Annotated in this window: 17 protein-coding genes; 4 read left to right on the top strand and 13 right to left on the bottom strand. The window is 38.6% G+C overall.

Annotation, left to right across the window (positions count from 1 at the left end):
- The first annotated feature begins 171 nt into the window (after positions 1 to 171).
- Positions 172 to 2,325 (top strand): BspA family leucine-rich repeat surface protein, encoded by a 2,154-nt coding sequence (locus tag NL111_RS08820; RefSeq protein ID WP_285110168.1) that lies wholly within the window; start codon positions 172 to 174, stop codon positions 2,323 to 2,325.
- A 74-nt stretch (positions 2,326 to 2,399) separates the two neighbouring features.
- On the opposite strand, the gene NL111_RS08815 is transcribed toward NL111_RS08820, so the two are convergent.
- From NL111_RS08815 to NL111_RS08800, 4 genes are all read right to left on the bottom strand, one after another.
- The gene (locus tag NL111_RS08815) at positions 2,400 to 3,230 is read right to left on the bottom strand and encodes a hypothetical protein (protein WP_285110167.1); all 831 of its coding nucleotides are present in this window, start codon (positions 3,228 to 3,230) and stop codon (positions 2,400 to 2,402) included.
- A 16-nt stretch (positions 3,231 to 3,246) separates the two neighbouring features.
- Positions 3,247 to 3,990 carry a hypothetical protein gene (locus NL111_RS08810; protein WP_058120958.1) on the bottom strand — a complete coding sequence of 248 codons (744 nt, stop codon included), beginning with the start codon at positions 3,988 to 3,990 and terminating at the stop codon, positions 3,247 to 3,249.
- Between the two features lie 115 nt (positions 3,991 to 4,105).
- Positions 4,106 to 4,837: a hypothetical protein gene (locus NL111_RS08805; RefSeq protein WP_204230226.1), complete on the bottom strand. Its 732-nt coding sequence runs from the start codon at positions 4,835 to 4,837 to the stop codon at positions 4,106 to 4,108.
- A 47-nt stretch (positions 4,838 to 4,884) separates the two neighbouring features.
- On the bottom strand, positions 4,885 to 5,730 hold the full coding sequence (locus NL111_RS08800; RefSeq protein WP_058120960.1) for a hypothetical protein: 846 nt from the start codon (positions 5,728 to 5,730) through the stop codon (positions 4,885 to 4,887).
- Positions 5,731 to 6,175: 445 nt separating this feature from the next.
- Between NL111_RS08800 and NL111_RS08795 the strand changes: the two genes are divergently transcribed.
- The 3 genes from NL111_RS08795 to NL111_RS08785 all read left to right on the top strand — a co-directional run bounded on the left by NL111_RS08795 (position 6,176) and on the right by NL111_RS08785 (position 10,260).
- The gene (locus NL111_RS08795) at positions 6,176 to 8,398 is read left to right on the top strand and encodes a BspA family leucine-rich repeat surface protein (protein WP_285110166.1); all 2,223 of its coding nucleotides are present in this window, start codon (positions 6,176 to 6,178) and stop codon (positions 8,396 to 8,398) included.
- Between the two features lie 305 nt (positions 8,399 to 8,703).
- Positions 8,704 to 9,444, top strand: a complete 741-nt coding sequence (locus NL111_RS08790; RefSeq protein WP_159210853.1) for a hypothetical protein — start codon at positions 8,704 to 8,706, stop codon at positions 9,442 to 9,444.
- 12 nt (positions 9,445 to 9,456) lie between these two features.
- A complete protein-coding gene (locus NL111_RS08785; protein ID WP_285110165.1) occupies positions 9,457 to 10,260 on the top strand; it encodes a hypothetical protein in 804 nt (267 codons plus the stop codon).
- 83 nt (positions 10,261 to 10,343) lie between these two features.
- Here the strand turns inward: NL111_RS08785 and NL111_RS08780 are convergent, their stop codons facing one another.
- From NL111_RS08780 to NL111_RS08740, 9 genes are all read right to left on the bottom strand, one after another.
- A complete protein-coding gene (locus NL111_RS08780) occupies positions 10,344 to 11,153 on the bottom strand; it encodes a hypothetical protein (RefSeq protein ID WP_285110164.1) in 810 nt (269 codons plus the stop codon).
- A gap of 13 nt (positions 11,154 to 11,166) precedes the next feature.
- Positions 11,167 to 11,898 carry a hypothetical protein gene (locus tag NL111_RS08775; RefSeq protein WP_058120965.1) on the bottom strand — a complete coding sequence of 244 codons (732 nt, stop codon included), beginning with the start codon at positions 11,896 to 11,898 and terminating at the stop codon, positions 11,167 to 11,169.
- Positions 11,899 to 11,966: 68 nt separating this feature from the next.
- Positions 11,967 to 12,818, bottom strand: a complete 852-nt coding sequence (locus NL111_RS08770) for a hypothetical protein (protein ID WP_229091669.1) — start codon at positions 12,816 to 12,818, stop codon at positions 11,967 to 11,969.
- Positions 12,819 to 13,032: 214 nt separating this feature from the next.
- Entirely contained in the window at positions 13,033 to 13,776 is a 744-nt protein-coding gene (locus NL111_RS08765; protein ID WP_024862898.1) for a hypothetical protein, read from the bottom strand.
- Positions 13,777 to 13,859: 83 nt separating this feature from the next.
- A complete protein-coding gene (locus tag NL111_RS08760; RefSeq protein WP_024862899.1) occupies positions 13,860 to 14,708 on the bottom strand; it encodes a hypothetical protein in 849 nt (282 codons plus the stop codon).
- 248 nt (positions 14,709 to 14,956) lie between these two features.
- A complete protein-coding gene (locus NL111_RS08755) occupies positions 14,957 to 15,823 on the bottom strand; it encodes a hypothetical protein (RefSeq protein ID WP_024862900.1) in 867 nt (288 codons plus the stop codon).
- 123 nt (positions 15,824 to 15,946) lie between these two features.
- Entirely contained in the window at positions 15,947 to 16,816 is an 870-nt protein-coding gene (locus NL111_RS08750; protein WP_128688529.1) for a hypothetical protein, read from the bottom strand.
- 17 nt (positions 16,817 to 16,833) lie between these two features.
- Entirely contained in the window at positions 16,834 to 17,577 is a 744-nt protein-coding gene (locus NL111_RS08745) for a hypothetical protein (RefSeq protein ID WP_024862902.1), read from the bottom strand.
- 392 nt (positions 17,578 to 17,969) lie between these two features.
- Complete coding sequence (locus NL111_RS08740) at positions 17,970 to 18,689, bottom strand: MIP/aquaporin family protein (protein WP_024862903.1); 720 nt, start codon at positions 18,687 to 18,689, stop codon at positions 17,970 to 17,972.
- Positions 18,690 to 18,692: the final 3 nt, after the last annotated feature.

Here is an 18,692-nt window from a genome sequence, read left to right as displayed (position 1 = left end):
ATTTTTTTGTGGGAAAAAGCACTATGAACGTTGTGCCAGGAAGCAGGTAATCTGCGGATAATTTGCAGTTGAATAATTTTGTAAGGGTTTTCTCTTGCTTATTTCATAACGTTGATTATACAATTAGATTGTAAAATGTTGAACAATTGGTTTGGTTAAAGGAGGTTTGTAATGACTAATAATCTACGTTACATAATTAAGAAAAGTTTGGTGATTGCGGGGGCAATTATTGCTACGTTGCTGATCACTACCCAATTAGCGATGGCGGCGCAAACAACGGGAGACAAAAACGTGCGAGGAGCTGCATTTGAATGGGGGAACTCTACTTGGACGCTAGGAGATGACGGTGAATTAATTTCAGCAGGCGGCGATATTGGACAGGCGCCGCCACTACATGATGTTCTAAGTAACAATGGAATTGAACCTGGGCAAGTAAAGAGTATTGAATTTACTAAGGCTACTAGCGCCCATGATATTACTGATATGTTGGGAAACCTGCCCAATTTAAAAAAGATTACTAAGATAAGTAATTTACATTATTCGGGTAATGGTGATCAAATGTTTCGTGATAACACGGTTTTAGAATCTGTTGATTTTAAGGGCTTTGATACTAGCAAAATAACCAGTATGAGTTTTATGTTCTTCAATACTGGTTTTAAAAGTTTGGATTTAAGTGGTTTTGATACTAGTCAAGTTACGTCAATGTACGGGATGTTTGATAATGCAGGTAAATTGAGCTCTTTAAATATAAAAAATTTCGACACACGTAAAGTTGATAGCATGGGCTTTATGTTTAATAATGTTATCGCCCATGATCTTGATGTGTCTTCTTTCAATACTAGTAATGTTAATAATATGGAAGGGATGTTTGATGGCACTTCGGTAGACAAATTAGATTTACGTAATTTTGATACTTCAAAAGTTGGTACGATGGAATATATGTTTTTAAATTCTGCGGTTTCGCAGTTAGATATTTCTTCGTTTACTATTGGTGATGAAGTAAATACATCTACTATGCTTCAAGGTACAAATCATCTAAAGCAACTAACCTTAGGTAAAAATAGTCAATTAAAGGATGATATGAATATTCCGGATGTTCCCACGACCGACGGTTACACCGGTCACTGGCAAAACGTGGGTAATGGCACCGTTGACGAGCCTGCCGGCAATCACGTTTGGACTTCGGCAGAGCTAATGTCTCAATTCAATGCGACAACGATGGGCGACGACACCTTCGTATGGCAACGGAAACCAGCAACAATCAATATTGGTGAAACTACCGATTATAAAGACGACCCGGTCCTGAGTGAGTTCGTACCCACGGCAGTGGATCCGCTACACCCGTATCGTTACAACGTAGTTCTAAACAACGATTATCCTTTTTACACTAAAGTAGAAGACGGTCAGACAGAGAAGGATAACGTTGCTAATTTAGGGGATAAGTCGGGGGCGACGGTTTATAGCCAAGCTGAAATGCCCGGTACTTATACTTACCCAACTGGTAAACGAGCGGGGCAAGCGACTAAATTTATTAAGGTAAGTTTCGATGGCAATCGATGGTATTGGGTCGACCAACACGCGCTTAACCTAGATTTGAAATCACGTTATCCAAGCGTAAATAGCAGCGGTAAGGCTCTTCTTGAGGGTATGTTTTTAGGGTCCACAATCACCTACAGTGCTGCAGGTACTGATACTAATTCGCAAATGGTGGTTAACGCCTACAATCCAGATGGTCAAGTCATTTATCGGAGTTTTGCTAAAGAAAGCGATTTTGCGGCAGAGAAAGACCCAGCTCAAGCTCTCAAAGTGTTTAATGATAATTTAGACAGAGCTGCGAAGAGCTGGAATGATGCCATTGGACAAACCGTTTTCGTAAAATATTCTGACACAGATAAGCGAATTACTTTACGAGTGGGGGCTAACACTCCTGGATCAGGAAGTCAGACTTCTAGTGGAAATACTGGAATTGATTCAGAGTTAGTTGAGCATGCATTAGATCCTAACGATGAGAACTATGAAATTAACATGCTATATATTACAATGCGCCATGAATTGGGGCATAGTTTAGGATTGGACCATACTTCTAATGGACAATATTATGGGATGCCCGATGGCTATAGATTAAATATTGACGACGATGTAATGAATGCGGTTTTAGTTTACGATGAAAATAGCTTCTATCCGTACACACAAAAGACAATTACTTCTGAAGATGTCAATGCGGTTAAATTAATTCGTGCGAACCATAACTTTGAGAATCCACAACCACATGATAAGCAAGTAAAAATTACTGATCGAGTTGATCGGGCAGTTCCTAAATCTTAGAAGCAAAAAAGAAGCAACATTAAAAAACGGAGACCCAAATTCGCAAATTTCGGTCTCCGTTTTCATATGATTATTTAAAATTCTGGTAAATCCACTAATTCATAGCGGTTGTTAAAGTTTTTGATCAGTATTTCTTGAAGTAATTCCTCTTCGCTTTGTTGCTCATTTTTGTCAAATAGGCGCATATTGTTTTCAGATAGAATCATGAGCAATAATTCCATAAGCAACTGACGACTCCCCGAAAAATAATTGAGGGATGGCTTGCCATGATCATTCAAAAATAATAGCTGGTCTTTAGAAGAAAATTTAGTGATGGTTGTGCTTTTTTGCGAGACTACGATTTGCCCTAGTTTAGGGTGAATAGCAAGGTAGTCATACACTTCCGTGAAAAATTTAGTTAGTTCAGGCCCTTGTTCAACCCAGTGAATATTAAAGCCACGCCACCGTAAATTGTAAAATATATCTTCGTTTAAAGCTGAGTAAGGAACAAAAATGATCCTTGTACCACCCAAAAGTCGTTGAGTAATTTCTTCGTGATCCTCATGAGGGGCGTTAATGAGCATATACTGGTTATCTCCGTGCTGGGGAAGCTGATTTACTTTGATAGCGGTAACACCGTAAGGAAGTTCTTGAGGCAATTGTGCTCGTAACGCAACCTGGTTTTCTTCATTTTTGAAGAGGATTTCTTGAGCTTCTACATCAAAATCCCAATACGTAAATTCTGGTGGAGTAAAACCAACATCCGTAGGAACCTCGATGCGTCCGTTTTTGTGAAAAGTAACCATAAAATATGCTGGACTGTCTCCCAGTATGACTAGCGTGGGTAAAGGATGATTTTCAGAGGTGATTTGATAAATCCAAATTCGATTACCAATTAAATTATAAACTTCTTTTTTACTTAGCATTAATTATTATTCCTCGCTATTTATGTTTAAACCAAGCGCTACTATTCTTTTGGTAGCCTCCAAAAAGGGAAGTGACTTCACGACCGTGAATAAGCCGATCGGGGAAATATTTGTAGGCAACGTAATTAGAAATTGCCATTTCAAAATTTCCTAAACGATAACTTTCGTCACCCTGCTGAACCTTTAGCTCGGCTTCAGTGATTAATTTAACCATCGTTCCAAGATATTCGATTAAAACTTCACGGGTTCCGACCATCACCCCTAAATTCAGGGTAGGAAGTGAATTGCTATTATCGAAAATAAATTTTTTGATAAACCAAGGCTTCTGACCCAGATAGATTAATGAAGAATAAAATAAAAAAGTAGTCTCGTCACCCATGTACAAAGTATCAGGCTTAACCTTATCAAACGGGTAGTTAAGCATGGTTACATCGTTAGCGTCGGTGAGAGCAGCTTTTTCAATCTCCGGATGGTCTTGTAAGAAATAGAATGCCATAAAAACTCGGTAGAAATACACGGTTAAGTCAGGGAAACGTTCGTAAATTTTTTGTAGGTCAACGTTTACAATATGTAAATTATCGATTGGTTCTTGACTGGCTTCGTTAGTTAATACATAGTATGGCACGTTAAATCGCTTTAATGACTGATTCTGTTCTACAACTTTTTCCGAAATATCTACATTGTGCGTGTCCTCTTGGTGCAATAAATCATCCATATTAGTGATAAATTCACTGATGACAATATTTGGTTCAACTTTCATGAAATCTCCTTAATTCAATAAAAAATTATTTATGGAAAAATACATCATTTTTATTTATAACAGGCAAATAGTGTAGCAATCATTAATAACATCTTTGATGTAAATAGTTTTCCAATTACTTGTGTTCAAACCATGCGCTACTAGTATTTTGAAATCCTTGGAAAATAGTATTGATTTTCCGGCCGTGGACTAAACGATCGGCAAAGTATCGATAAGCAACGTAATTTCCCAGTTCCATGTCGTGATTACCCAGAGCGGCAGTGTTGTCTCCCTGTTGTACTTTCACCTGACTGTCTGAAATCAATTGGATAATAATTCCTAAGTATTCGATAAGGATTTCTCGAGTTCCGGCAATGATTCCCATATTCATAGTAGGTAACAATTGGTTTTCAGCAACGAACTTTTTAATAAAGAAGGGAGCGCGATCACTGTATAAGACATAAGTATCGCCCATCACACCCAATTCATCACCCATATAGAGCTTATCATCCTCCATTGAATCAAAGGGGTAGTTAAGCATGGTCACGTCTGAGGCATCCGAAATAACGGCTTTTTCAATTTCTGGATGGGCTTGAAGAAATCGAAATGCTAGTACAAGTCGATGGAAGAACACCGTTAAACCAGTGTAATTCTTTGCGAGATCCATATGAATAATGTGGAAATCGTCAGCAGCCTTTTCTTCATTACTATTAGTTAAAGTATACAAAGGTACATTGAAATGTTGTAATGATTGGGCTAATTTTTGAACTTGCTGTTCAATATTGATGTTACTGTTATCAATATGGTGATAAAAGTTGTCTACATCTACGATGAATTCGGTGATGACTACGTTAGGTTCAACATTCATTTACATTTACTCCTTAGAATTGCTTAAAGAACAGGTTTAGTGCGACCCTACGCTAATAGGTCATAACGATTAATAAAGTGGTTAGTTAAGATGTGAGTTACTAACTCAGTTTCGGAACGTCGGTCATCAGGATCTAACAAGCGATTATTATTTGCTGTTATTAGCATAATTAATAGCTCTAAAATGATGGCACGGCTTCCAGCACAATAATCTAGCGAAGGTTGGTTATTGTCTTTAGCTACTAAAAGTTGATTAAGATTTTGCGGAAACTTAATTGCCATGTTTTCAATTCCAGTACGAACAATAATTACATCCGCTAGTTTGGGATGTTCGATTAAGTACCGGTAAATTTCGCTAACAAAAGAAAATAAATTATCATTTTGCGTTACGGGTGAAACGTTGTAACCGCGACGAGTGAAATTAGCCGTTATCCATGAATTAAAAAATTCACGGGGAATAAACACCATGTTGTTGCCCCCGATTGTCCGAGTATTAATTTCTGAAGCATCATAAGATGGAAAATTAATGAGAACACCTTGGCTTTGGCTATCGTAGAAAGGAGTTAGTTTAATTATATGAGTGTCACAAAATCCATTTTCAACTAATTTTCCCTTTTTTACAGAGTCTTTATAGCGGTGATAAATAATAAGTTCTTGCTGATCTTCGTCAAAGTCCCAGCGATAAAAATCTGGTGGAATAAAGCCGATTTTTACGGGAAAGGTGATCTCACCATCTGCCATAAATTTCATTCCTAAATAGGCATATCCTTCTCTAGGACCGTATTCCAGAGGGAGGCCCTTAGAAAGGGTTCCATAGGGTGTGTCAATAGAAATGTTTTTATAAAGCCAAAAGCGATTACAAATGGCATCGATAAATTGTTCTTTACTTAGCATAATTGTCCTCCAATGTAACTGCCATCAAATCATTAATTATTTTTGATGAACAAGAAACTGAAAATTTTTCAGTTCTTGTAATTCTATTGCTTAGCGGATAGGTCAACTAAAGCGTATTGATCGTTAAAACGGATAATTAAAACCTTTGCAGTAAATCATCTTCACATTACGATAATCTGTAGATTCGAAGTTAGACTTTTATTGAATACTCCTTAATTTATATGCATAATAATTGTTACTCCAGTAAAATATATATTGCATTTATTATAGCGTTTAAACGATGCAGTGTCTATAGTATTTAAAAACGCTTTAAATCATATTACAGAGAGTACTGTGTGTCCTTTATATTGGAAGTGCTTGCACTTGAGAAACTTTAACGTGAGGTATATAATGAGAATGTGATTATATGAACAAATATTCACTTTGAAAACGGGGGTAAAAATGGATGAATAATAGAGTAGGGTATATAGCCAAACGAATTTTAATGGTAATGATAGCCGTCTGTGCGATGCTGTTAATCACCGTCCAACTAGCAATGGCAGCTCAAAAGGATAACCGCGCAACTGTGTTTAAGTGGGGAGACTCTACTTGGACTTTAGCGAATGATGGTGAGCTGATATCAAACGGCGGTGACGTTGGGCAAGCACCACGATTGGACGTAATCTTAAATAGTAACGGTATTGATCCTAGTACAATTAAAAGCATCGAGTTTACTGAAAAAACCAGTGCTCATGATATAGCAGGTATGCTTAGTGCAGTACCTAATTTGCAAGAGATTAGTAAACTTGGTAATTTGGATTATTCAGGAAGCGCGAGAGAAATGTTTCGGGATGATCCAATGCTAAAGACAATGGATATTAAAGACTTTAACACTAGTAAAATTAACGATATGACTTACATGTTCTTAAACACTGCATTTGACCAGCTAGATTTAAGTAACTTTGATACCAGCCAAGTTACTAATATGACGGGTATGTTTGACGGTACGGGGAATCTAAAAAAATTAGATTTACGTAGTTTTGATACGAGCAAAGTTAAATCTATGACCTTTATGTTTTATAACTCGAACGTTTCTGAAGTGAATTTATCTTCTTTTAATACTAGTAACGTAACCGATATGATGCAGATGTTTTTGGGTGCTAGAAATCTAACTAATTTGGATTTGTCTAATTTTGACACCTCTAATGTAGGAACATTTTATGAAATGTTTGACCACGCAACAAGCTTAAAGACGGTAAATATGTCTGGTTGGGATACTTCAAAAGTAACAACGATGAACAACATGTTTTCAAACACGGCTGTTGAGAAATTGGATTTATCATCGTTTACTATTAAAGATAGTACGGACACTGTTGATATGCTCGTAAGCAATAACAATTTAAAGGAATTAATTTTAGGAAAAAAGAGTCAATTAAAAAGTGATATGCACATCCCTGACGTCCCTACCACTGATGGTTACACCGGGCACTGGCAAAACGTGGGTAATGGTACTATTGATGATCCTACTGGCAATCACGTTTGGACTTCGGCAGAGTTAATGTCTCAATTCGATGCGGCAACGATGGGTGACGACACCTTCGTATGGCAGCGGAAGCCGGCAACGATTAATATTGGAGAAACTACCGATTATAAAAACGATCCGGTCCTGAGCAAGTATGTCCCCACGGCAGTGGATCCGTTGCACCCATATCGTTACAATGTGGTTCTAAACAACGACTATCCTTTTTACACCAAGGTCGAAGATGGTCAGACGGAAAAGGACAATGTCGCTAATTTAGGAGATAAGTCGGGGGCGACGGTTTATAGCCAAGCTGAAATGCCCGGTACTTATACTTACGCAACTGGTAAACGAGCGGGGCAAGCGACTAAATTTATTAAGGTAAGTTTCGATGGCAGTCAATGGTACTGGGTCGATCAACACGCGCTTAACCTGGATCTAAAATCACGTTATCCAGCGGTAAATGCTGAAGGCGTTGCTTTGATAGACGACCAATTTTTAGGTAGCACTAATACGTATGGAATTATTAGCGGAGATTTTAACTCACAGATGATTGATAATGCGTATAACCCGGACGGGCAAATTATTTACCAAAGTTTCGCCAAAGAAAGTGATTTTACGAATGAAAAGGATCCTGCCCAGGCTTTAAAAGCTTTTAACGACAATTTAGATCGAGCAGCGAAGAGTTGGAACGATGCTTTGGGCAAGACGGTACTCATTAAAGGCACGGACACCGACAAGAAGGTCACTTTAAAGGTGGTTGCTAACCCCCAAGACGCAGGTAGCGCAACGTTGAGCGGGAATACCGGGATTGATGCTAGTCTGGTAGAATGGGCACTGGATCCTAATAGCGAAAATTACGACATTAACGTGCTATTTATTACGATGCGTCATGAATTAGGACATAGCTTGGGGCTCAATCATACGTCTAATGGGCAATATTACGGAATGCCGGATGGTTATACGTTAAGCATTGATGATGACGTAATGAATGCTATTTTGACTTATTATAGCCCTAGCGGTTATCCAATTACCCAAAAGACAATCACCAAAGAAGACGTGAGTGCAGTTAAATTAATCTTAGCCAACCACAATTTCGAAAATCCACAACCGCAAACTAAGAAGGTAGTAACTACCAAGCAAATTGATCGGGCGGTACCTAAATCATAACTAGGGAAATTAAAACTAAAAGGGTTGGAAAATGAATTATAGTAAAGGGAGACTGGATGGTCTCTTTTTTATTTTGTCAAAAAATTGACGTTGCCCGCTTAAAGTTGAAATTCACAATTGCCGGTCTGTTTAATAGTTTTGACGGGTATTCAGGAACAGAAATAACGTGTATAATTAACCGTGTACATCAATATGCGCTTTTAGTTTCTTAGCAGGAAATATTAGTAGGCCATATAAGTAATTCGGATTAACTATTTTAATCTTAAATACCCAGCTTAATAATCTTAAAGGAGTAGGTAGTGAAAATGGATAAAGTTGTAGCAGATAATGTCATTATTGGTGAGTTCATCACCGATTTATTCGATCCGCAGTACCAAAGCCATGCTCATTTTTCAAATGGCGTAGAATCTTTAGCAAAAAATTTAAAGCACTCTGCAGCATACTATCAGCTCCCGGTGTATATACTTTCTAATGGATTAGAAGAGGATTACGTAGACGAAAATGCGCATTACGTTAACATGGATGTTGATGCGAATCGCTATGATGTTTCAATTTACTTTATCCGTTGGGAAATGGCACTAGATTTTTTGGTTAAACATCCAGAAATAAAGAAAGTAGCACTTGTAGATTTTTCAGATGTGGAAGTCTACAACTATCCTTTTGACAGAGTTGAAGATGGGATTTTATATTTTGGGGATGAACTTAAAAGCATCGGCGGTGGAATTGTCAAGGGCGATAAAAAGCCTGATTTTATGGAAAGATTCTTTATAGAAAATTCGCAACTCCAAATGTTGAATCCGGGGGTTATTGTAGGAACTCGTGCAGTAATTATGGAATTTTTAACGATCCTGGTAGAGATTTTTACTCGGGCACAAGTTCAAAAGATGCGACAGATTCCTAAATCAGCTTTTGGGGATTATGAAATGGCGCTAGTTAATTATGTTGCATATCGATACTTTAAACGTCGCTTAAAGCATGGACGCGAAGTAAGTACCAAGTTTAACTATTGGGAACCAGTTAGCAGTGCGTGGTTTAAACATAAATAGGAGTATTTTAAGATGGATTTTAAAGAAGCATTTGAAATGATCAAAGACTACGAATGGTTTTATGAAATTAATGACGTGGGAGTAAGTCTTACGCTTGGAGGCAAGGGAATTTTAGCCTTGAAATTCATGCCGGATGGGACAATTGATTTCCCAACTAACGTGGGTTTTATCCCTCCAGAATGTCATCGCTGGGACTTCGACGAGCAACAACAAAAAATTTTGGTTTATGGTGTCCAAGGAGAAGTAGAACAAACCCTTAGTTTACCAGTACGAGAAGGTGCCACATTGGTTATGGATGCTTATGGTAAACACGAACATTTTCGCGTTTGGGACGCTATTTTCAAAAAATCAAATTTACAAGTTGCTCCGGACCCGCAGTCAGATCATGGGTCGATGATATTGGCCTATCAATATGATAATCAAACACAACTAGGTCAGCTAGTTGAAAATCTTGGATTGAATGTACACTGTTTAGATGAAAATCCCCAAACATGGCAAGGTATACAAGAAATTTTTGATTATTTAATTGAACATCCATATTTAAAAAAAGTTGCGATTATGTTTGACTTGGACTTTGCAGCTAATCCCTTCGAGTCATTTGATTCGACGAATGACAATCAGCTAGTATTTGATGACCAGCAGTCGTTTATAAGGGCTCCACGAGATTTAATGTTAGAATTACTGGGTAATTTTTTAATCGACTTGAACCATGAAGCGTTTGAGCATAAGTTAATGGACGATGACCATTATGAGCAATCCTTGATGCCTTATTTAAAAGAAAATTTTGGCGAGCGACTAAAACAGTGTGATAAATAATTTAAATAAAAAACAGAGACCAGAATTGGAAAGTTCTGGTCTCTGTTGCGTTTTAAGGCAATTTTTACTTTTATGAGGGATATTTATACAATTTCGTAGCGGTCGGTAAATCGGTTTGAAATAATATCTTGAATCATTTCTTTTTCATTTCGCGAATCATCTGGATTGAGCAGCCGTTTCCTATTTTCAGCTAAAATCACGGTCAATAATTCGATAACTAACGGACGTTCACCAGAAAAATAGTTATACGACGGCTGGCCATCGTTGCTAGTGAACAATAGTTTGTGTTCTTGTGACAGTTGAACGTGTGGTTGCCCTTCTTGAGAAATTACCAATTCCTCTAGTTGGGGGTGCGCGATTGCGTATTGATAAACTTCATGAAGAAAATCTATGATGGAATCTTCGGCATCAATCAGTTTGATATTGAAATTTAAAAAAGCTAAATCTTGAAACAGTTCGAAATTATAAACGCTGCGAGGGGCAAAAAACATATGGATTCCCCCAATTACCCGGTTTTTAAGGGCAAAGTGGTCAACGTGTGGTTCGTGTGAGAAGACTTCGGTATTATCCGAGTCCGAGATTAATTCGATCTTAAGACTGCCGCCAAACCATTGAACGGGGCAATGTGCGCGCTTGCTAGGCTGTTGGTTATAATCAAAGAAAATAATTTCTTGGGCGTCTTCATCAAAATCCCAGTGGCGGTATTCACCAGGTTCAAAAGCTACGTTAGTAGGGAAAGTGATGCTACCATCGCGATGAAACCAAAGTGCTAGCATTCCAGAACCAGGCTCTGTACCAATAAACAAAGTGCTAAAATGCTTTTTATCATCAAATCCCCGAAATGTCCAAAAACGGTCACAAATTAAATCTTTTAATTGTTCTTTATTTAACATTGCCAAAAACTCCTTATTTGTGCTTAAACCATGCGCTACTTGGTTCTTGATAACCGTCCATTACCGTAGTAACTTCTCGGCCGTGGACTAAACGATCGCCAAAATACTTGTAAGCGACGTAATTTGAAATTGCCATCTCCACGTCGCTTAACCGGTAACTATCGTCTCCTTGGCTAAGTTTTAGTTGAGCTTCGGTAATAATGTCAACCATAATCCCTAAAAATTCGAGTAATACGGCTCGGGTTCCGACCATCACGCCCAAGTTTAGGGTAGGCAATAGTCCATTTTCCCTTATAAAATCCTCAATACGTTGAAGATCTTTGTGCCAAGTAATTACAGGAGTGGCAAAGATATAGAAGCTTTCGTCGCCCATGTATAAAGTGCCTTCCTCGACTTTATCAAAGGGATAGTTAGCCATTGTAACGTCTCCCGCGTCAGTTAGTGCAGCTTTCTCAATTTCGGGATGTTTTTGTAGGAATTCGAAAGCCATCAAGATTCGATGGAAGTACAAAGTTAGGTCAGGATAGTGATTAAATAAGTCCATGTGAATAATGTGGGCACCAGTTTCTGCTTCCTGACCTTCTGCATTAGTTAACACGTAGTACGGCACGTGAAACCGCGTTAAAGATTCGGCTTGAGGTCGAGTCCTTTCAGGAATGTCGACATTACTATTGTCTTGCCCGTAGTGAGGGTCATACATGTTAACAATGAATTCACTAATTACAACATTTTTTTCAACTTTCATGTGTAACTCCTTATTATTGCTTTTAAATAAGTATGTTGATTAATTGCTATTTCAATTTTAACGGATGATTAAACTTGCGTTAGAGTGAATTGTCCACTGTATTGGGTGTTTAGTACATCTGCTAACAATTCATCTTCAGTACGAGAGTCGTCCGGATTGAGCAAGCGCTTATTATTTTCCGATAAAATAATGATTAATAACTCTATAACACGAGCTCGACTGCCAGCAAAATAGTTAAATGAAGGCGACTCGGCATCCTTAGCAAAAATAAGCTGATCCTCCTCAGGAAGTTTAATCACTGGCTGGCCATCTTTAGCAAGCACAACGTTTTCTAGTTGCGGATGCTGAGCAATGTATTCGTAAGCCTGATCGAAAAAATTGAGGATAGATTCTTGACAATCGAGTACTTTGAGATTGAAGTCTTCCCGACTAATATCGTGGAAGATTTCCATGTTAAAAGCTTGTCGAGGGACAAAGTACATATTCTTTCCGCCGAGAGTTCGCTTAGTAACTTGAGACGCGTCAAAACGCGGACTGTGGACCAAGATTCCGTCTACTCCATCAAACAGTTGAATTTGAACACTATTACTTAACCATTTAGTTGGAAGTTTTCCCCGGATCCTAAGCTGATTATCGGTATCAAAAATTAAAATTTCTTGTTTTTCTTCATCAAAATCCCAACGTGAGTATTCAGGTGGGTTAAATGCTAGATGAGTAGGAAAAGTAATTTCGCCGTTCAATTCGAACCGGATGGCTAGATAAGCATCGGTGGCTCCTCTCCCAATGAAGAGCAAGACAAAATCTTTGTTTTCAGTAACAGAGATAAATAACCAAAAACGGTTACAAATTAATTTTTCTACATCTTTTTTTGTTAACAACGTGGTGTACTCCTTATATTGTGGTAGTCGATGTGTCTTCATCAGACATGATGGGTAACTAATAAAAACGCCTAACGGATGTAAATAACCATTGAGAGTCAGGTATTGCCGGAAAATAGTGGTTTTGCTGTGCATTAAATTCCCTAAAATACTACCTAGGGAAATAAAGTTTAATTTAGTTAGAAATATAACCTTAATCGGCAGTTAGTTACCGATTAATTTTTATTGTGACTGTATTCGAATTAGTAAAGTTGCTTTATTTATGTTTAAACCACGCGCTGCTGCGTTCCTGGTAACCATTAAAAATAGTGCTGACTTCACGTCCATGAATTAATCGATCACTAAAATATTTGTACGCAACATAGTTGGAAATTGCCATGTCGTATGGTCCTAAGTGATATGTTTCATCACCTTGCTTAAATTTTAATTTTGCTTCGGACAGTAATTTGACCATGATTCCTAAATACTCGATTAAAGTTTCACGAGTGCCGACTAGCACACCTGGATTCAACGTAAGAAATAGGTCACTATTTTCAAGAAGATAATCGTAAATATATTGCGGATCGTCTTCTATGAAAGTCTGTACACTAAGTGCTACAGAATGGGGCTCATCCCCCATGTATAGGGTATCTGGTTTAACTCGATCAAAAGGATAATTTAGCATTGTAACGTCGGAAGCATCCGTGATCGCAGCCTTTTCAATTTCAGGATGGTCCTGTAAAAATTTAAACGCCATAAATATGCGAAGAAAATATACGGATAAGTCAGAATAATTGTGATATATCCGATCTAAATTAACGTTAACGATGCTTAGATTCTCAATTTTTTCCTGACTAGGTTCGTTGGTTAATAAGTAATAGGGCACTTGAAAATTTTCTAGTGAGTGCGCCTGCGTAGCAACTTTACTGGGAATGTCGACATTAGTAGTGTCTTCGTGGTGGTTAATGTCCTCCATATTAGTGATAAATACACTGAGTACTATATTAGGTTCAACTTTCATTTAAAACTCCTTTATTACGCTGCTTTTGTTAGAATTAACGGTTATACCAAGGAATGGATGTCTCTGAAAACAAGACAACCTTGTTAAAATTCAGGTAGATCTTTTAATTCATACCGTCCTTGAAAATGGTTAGTTAAAATATCCTGCAACATGGTAGTTTCATCACGCTGATCACCATCATCAAACAAACGTAAATTGTTTTCGGATAAAATTACGATGAGAAGTTCCATTATTGCCGAACGGTTTCCAGAAAGATATTCGAACGAGGGGGTGCCTTGGTTATTTAAGAACAATAACTTTTGATCCCTTGGAAATTCGATAATATCCTTATTTTTTTGCGAGAGTATAATCTCCTCTACGTGCGGGTGAGCAACTAAATGATCATATGCATCACTGAAGAATTCAACTGAAGGGGCTGAATGGTTAGTTAATTTAATGTTAAAACCATTCCAGCGCATACTAAAACGAAAGTAAGGTTCATAATTTGCTCGAGGAGCGATGAAAACTTTTTTTCCGCTTAGAGACGATTTAGTTATTTCAAAGCGATCAAATTCAGGATTGTTTACGAACTGGATGGTTCTATCTGCGTCAGCTTGTTCATTTTTAAGCTTAATGGCGTCTAGCCCGCCATATGATAACTCTTGCGGGAGGCTTGCCCGGAGCTCAGATTGGTTATCACGGTTAATAAAAATAATTTCCTGAGTGGTTTCGTCAAAATCCCAATTGGCAAATTCATTAGGGAAGAACCCAACTTTCGTGGCCGCAGAAACCCGGCCATCCTCATGGAAGTAAAGGCTAAAGAACGATTTTGTCGTTTCTTCATCACTTCCTGTTAAAGTGAGCAAAATTGGATTGGGATCAGAATTCATTACGCTTTGGTAAATCCAAATCCGATCACGTATTAAGTTAAAAACTTCTTGTCTATTTATCATCAATTGTACATCCTTTATTTATGTTTAAACCATGCACTACTATGCTCTTGTTAACCACTAAAAAGGGTCTAATTTTGCAGCTATACGGTGTTAGTTGTAAGCTATGTCTAAAAAATTTAGCGTGTTGACTTTACTAGAGCTAATAGTTATCGTCAGCGATTATGAATTACTTTCATTATAAACGTTATCGAAATGTTTTTGTGTCAGTTTTTCTATGTTTGTGCAAGTTGTAATAGTATTGAGTAATTTTAAATTTCCAGCAAAATCTGCCAAAGTGAAGTTGCTTCTGGAAGCGAGTCAATCACTTCGTAACGACCTGCAAAATGATTAGTGATAATGTCTTGTAGCATGGCAGTTTCATCACGTTGATCAGCATCATTGTATAGGCGTAAGTTATTTTCGGAGATGATTAACGAGAGCAATTCCATAATTGCTGCCCGGGTTCCTGAAAAATAATCCAATGAGGGTTGCCCGTCTGCAAGGATAAACAAAAGATGCTGTTTTTTCGGAAGTTGCACGACGGGAATATTAGCTTGGGCGAAGATTACTTGCTTAATTTGCGGATGGTACGCAAGGTAATCATAAATTTCCGTAAGCATGGCTACCCGATTAGCTTCGTGGTCGACTAGATTGGTATTAAAGCCGGTCCATCGCAAAGTATCATAAAAGTCTTTTGTGTAGCTTGAGCGAGGTAGGAAAAAGGCCTTAGTGCCTCCTAAAAATTGTTCCGCAGCGTAGGTACTATTAAGGTGAGGGTAGTTGACAAAAAAATATATCGTATTGCCATCCCCAGGAAGCGCGCCCGTCTGTTTGAGCATTTCAATGCCATAAGGTAATTGCTTAGGCAAGCTAGTACGAATTCGTGGTTTACCATTTTGTTCAGTAAAAATAATTTCTTGGCTTGCTTCATCAAAATCCCAACCATTGTATTCATCGGGGATAAAACCTACGCCATTGGGTACATCTATGCGCCCATTCTTTTTAAACGTAAAGCATAAAAAGGCCGGCTTAGGTAAAAGGTTAATAAGTCCGGGGTGTGCCATATCTTTATTAAAATATTGCAGAATCCACACCCGTTCGCGCAATAAATTATAGACTTGTTTTTTGTTTAGCATTCAAATGAATTCCTTCCTTAAAGATACTTAAAGTTATCCGGGCAAGTTTTTCAAACGGGATAATTTTCTAAGTTTCCGTTGATCGACCGTTAGTATGACAATAAAGTATTTCCTACAAATGTTTTAAAAATGCAACAAAATCTGCCAAAGTGAAGTTGCTTCTGGAAGCGAGTCAATCACTTCGTAACGTCCCGTGAAGCAATTAGCGATAACGTCTTGTAACATAGTAGTTTCATCACGTTGATCAGCATCATTGTATAGGCGCAAGTTATTTTCGGAGATGATTAACGTAAGCAATTCCATAATTGCTGCCCGGGTTCCTGAAAAATAATCCAATGAAGGTTGTCCGCTTTCAAGAGTGAACAAGAGGTGCTGCTTTTCCGGAAGTTGCACGACCGGTTGATTGGTTTGAGAAAAGACCACCTGTTCAATTTGGGGATGGTACGCAAGGTAATCATAAATTTCCGTAAGCATGGCCACCCGATCATCCTCGTGGTCGACCAAGTTAGTATTAAAACCAGTCCAACGCAGGGTCTGGTAGAAGCCTTTGTCATAGGCTGAACGGGGTAGGAAGAAAGCTTTGGTACCGCCTAAGCAGTGGCTGGTTACCTGCTCCTGGTCAATGTGCGGATAATTAACAAAAAAGTACAAGGGATTAATGTAATCGTTATAAATTTTGAACGCCATGATTCCGTAAGGTAATTTTTGGGGTAGATCCGCCCGAAGATTTGACTGACCATCGCGACTAACAAATATAAGTTCTTGAGTTTCTTCATTAAAATCCCAACCGCCATATTCTACAGGTACGTATTTAATTCCAGTAGGGAATTCTAACCGGCCGTTATCCTTGAATTCGATAGAAAAGAACGCACGGGGATCGTCTAAACTAGTTATAAAACTCATAAAACCAGGAACTTCGGTATCAGGAGTTGTTTGTTTTAAGATCCATTCCCGGTCACGTAGTAGTTGATAAACTTGTTTTTTATTTAACATTCAATCGTGCTCCTTGTTTATTTATGTTTAAACCAAGCACTACTGTGAGGTTGAAAACCAGAGAAAAAGCTAGTTACTTTACGACCATGAACCAAACGATCTTGGAAATATTCGTAAGCCACGTAATTGGAAATCGCCATTTCAAATGCTCCGAGCCGGTAGCGTTCGTCGCCTTGCTTGAATTTTAATTTGGCTTCGGTAATTAGCTTGACCATCATTCCAAGGTATTCCATTAGTACTGCACGAGTTCCAGCCATCACCCCTAAATTTAGGGTGGGGAGCAAACTGCCGTTTCTCAAGAAAAAGTCTTGTAAATACTGGGGACCTTCGTTATTAAGAATAATGTCAGTTTCAAATAAAAATGCAGTTTCGTCGCCCATGTATAGCGTATCGGGTTTAATCTCGTCGAACGGATAGTTTAGCATGGTAACGTCGGTCGCGTCAGTTAGGACTGCTTTTTCGATTTCGGGATGGGCCTGTAAAAAATAAAAGGTCATAAAAATCCGGTAGAAATAAAGGGTCATATCAGGATAGCTTTGATATATTTTATCCAAGTTAACGTTAACCACGTGGAGGTTATCAATGGGTTCCTGGGTGGAATCGTTAGTCAAGACGTAGTACGGAACGTTAAAACGAGCTAAAGAATGAGTTTGTTCCGCTACCTTACTTGGAATATCTACGTTACTAGTGTCCGCATGATGAAGTAGATCTTCCATATGAGTGAAGAACTGACTGATAACGACGTTGGGTTCAATTTGCATATGTAATTCCTCCGTTTTTGGGGCGCTTTTAGAATAAAGTATGATGCTGTAAGTTGGACAGCATTTTTACTCTTAAACGATTCTAGCCTACCATTGATTATATACGCTGTAAAATTATTTGTGTATCAATTTTTTGGGAGGTTAGCAAATTAGCCGTGAATAAGAACGTAAAAAAGCGCGGGGGACAACAACGGAAGAGCTTGTGAGCACTAACTAAAAATCGACCATTATGCCTGAATTGGGCACAATGATCGATTTCGGGTTAGACGAAATAAACTGATTTTGGGCGCTATTAAAGTCAACACGCCAAAATGATTTTCGAAAAAATGTTCATTCGTGAAAAAGATTTCTTATTTTGTTCGCATACGTTTTAATGAGTGCGCAGTTGTAAACTACGGTAACACGTTAAATAACAAGGCACCTAACGCACCGCCGACCATCGGACCAAATACGGGAACCCAACTATACGCCCAGTCGGAATTGCCTTTATTGGCGATTGGAAGGATGGCATGGGCGATCCGCGGACCTAAATCCCGCGCCGGGTTAATTGCGTAACCGGTCGTTCCTCCAAGGGATAAACCAATGGCGGTGATTAAAATGCCGACCACAATCGGATTCAAGCCATCGGTGAAATTGCCCCGGGTGAAAGCTAACAGGGCGAACACTAAAACGAAAGTTCCAATTACTTCACTGATAAAGTTCATCGCGTAATTACGGATTGCCGGTCCAGTAGCAAAGATTCCTCGAATGTCGTCAGCGTTCTTAGTAACTTGCCAGTGGGGATAGTAATGGATCCAAACGCATACTCCGCCAAGGATGCCACCCAAAGTTTGGGCAATGCAGTAAGGAATCACGTTGGCCCAGGCGAATTTGCCGGCCATTGCCATCCCTAGGGTTACGGCTGGGTTCAAGTGAGCTGGACTTAGAAAGGCGGAGGTATACACCCCTAAGGTAACTGCTAATCCCCAACCAAGCGAGATTGCGATCCACCCCGCGCCCTCTGCTTTTGATTTCTTCAGAGTTACGCCAGCAACGACACCGTCCCCAAGTAAAATTAAGATGAATGTGCCGACAAATTCGCCGACTAACTGCATCCATAAACTAGTTTCCATATC

It is taken from the genome of Pediococcus sp. AC40 (assembly GCF_030252485.1).
Taxonomy (GTDB): Bacteria; Bacillota; Bacilli; order Lactobacillales; family Lactobacillaceae; genus Pediococcus; species Pediococcus acidilactici.
Note: the sequence above shows the minus strand (reverse complement) of the source record. Positions and strands in the feature narration are given on the sequence as shown.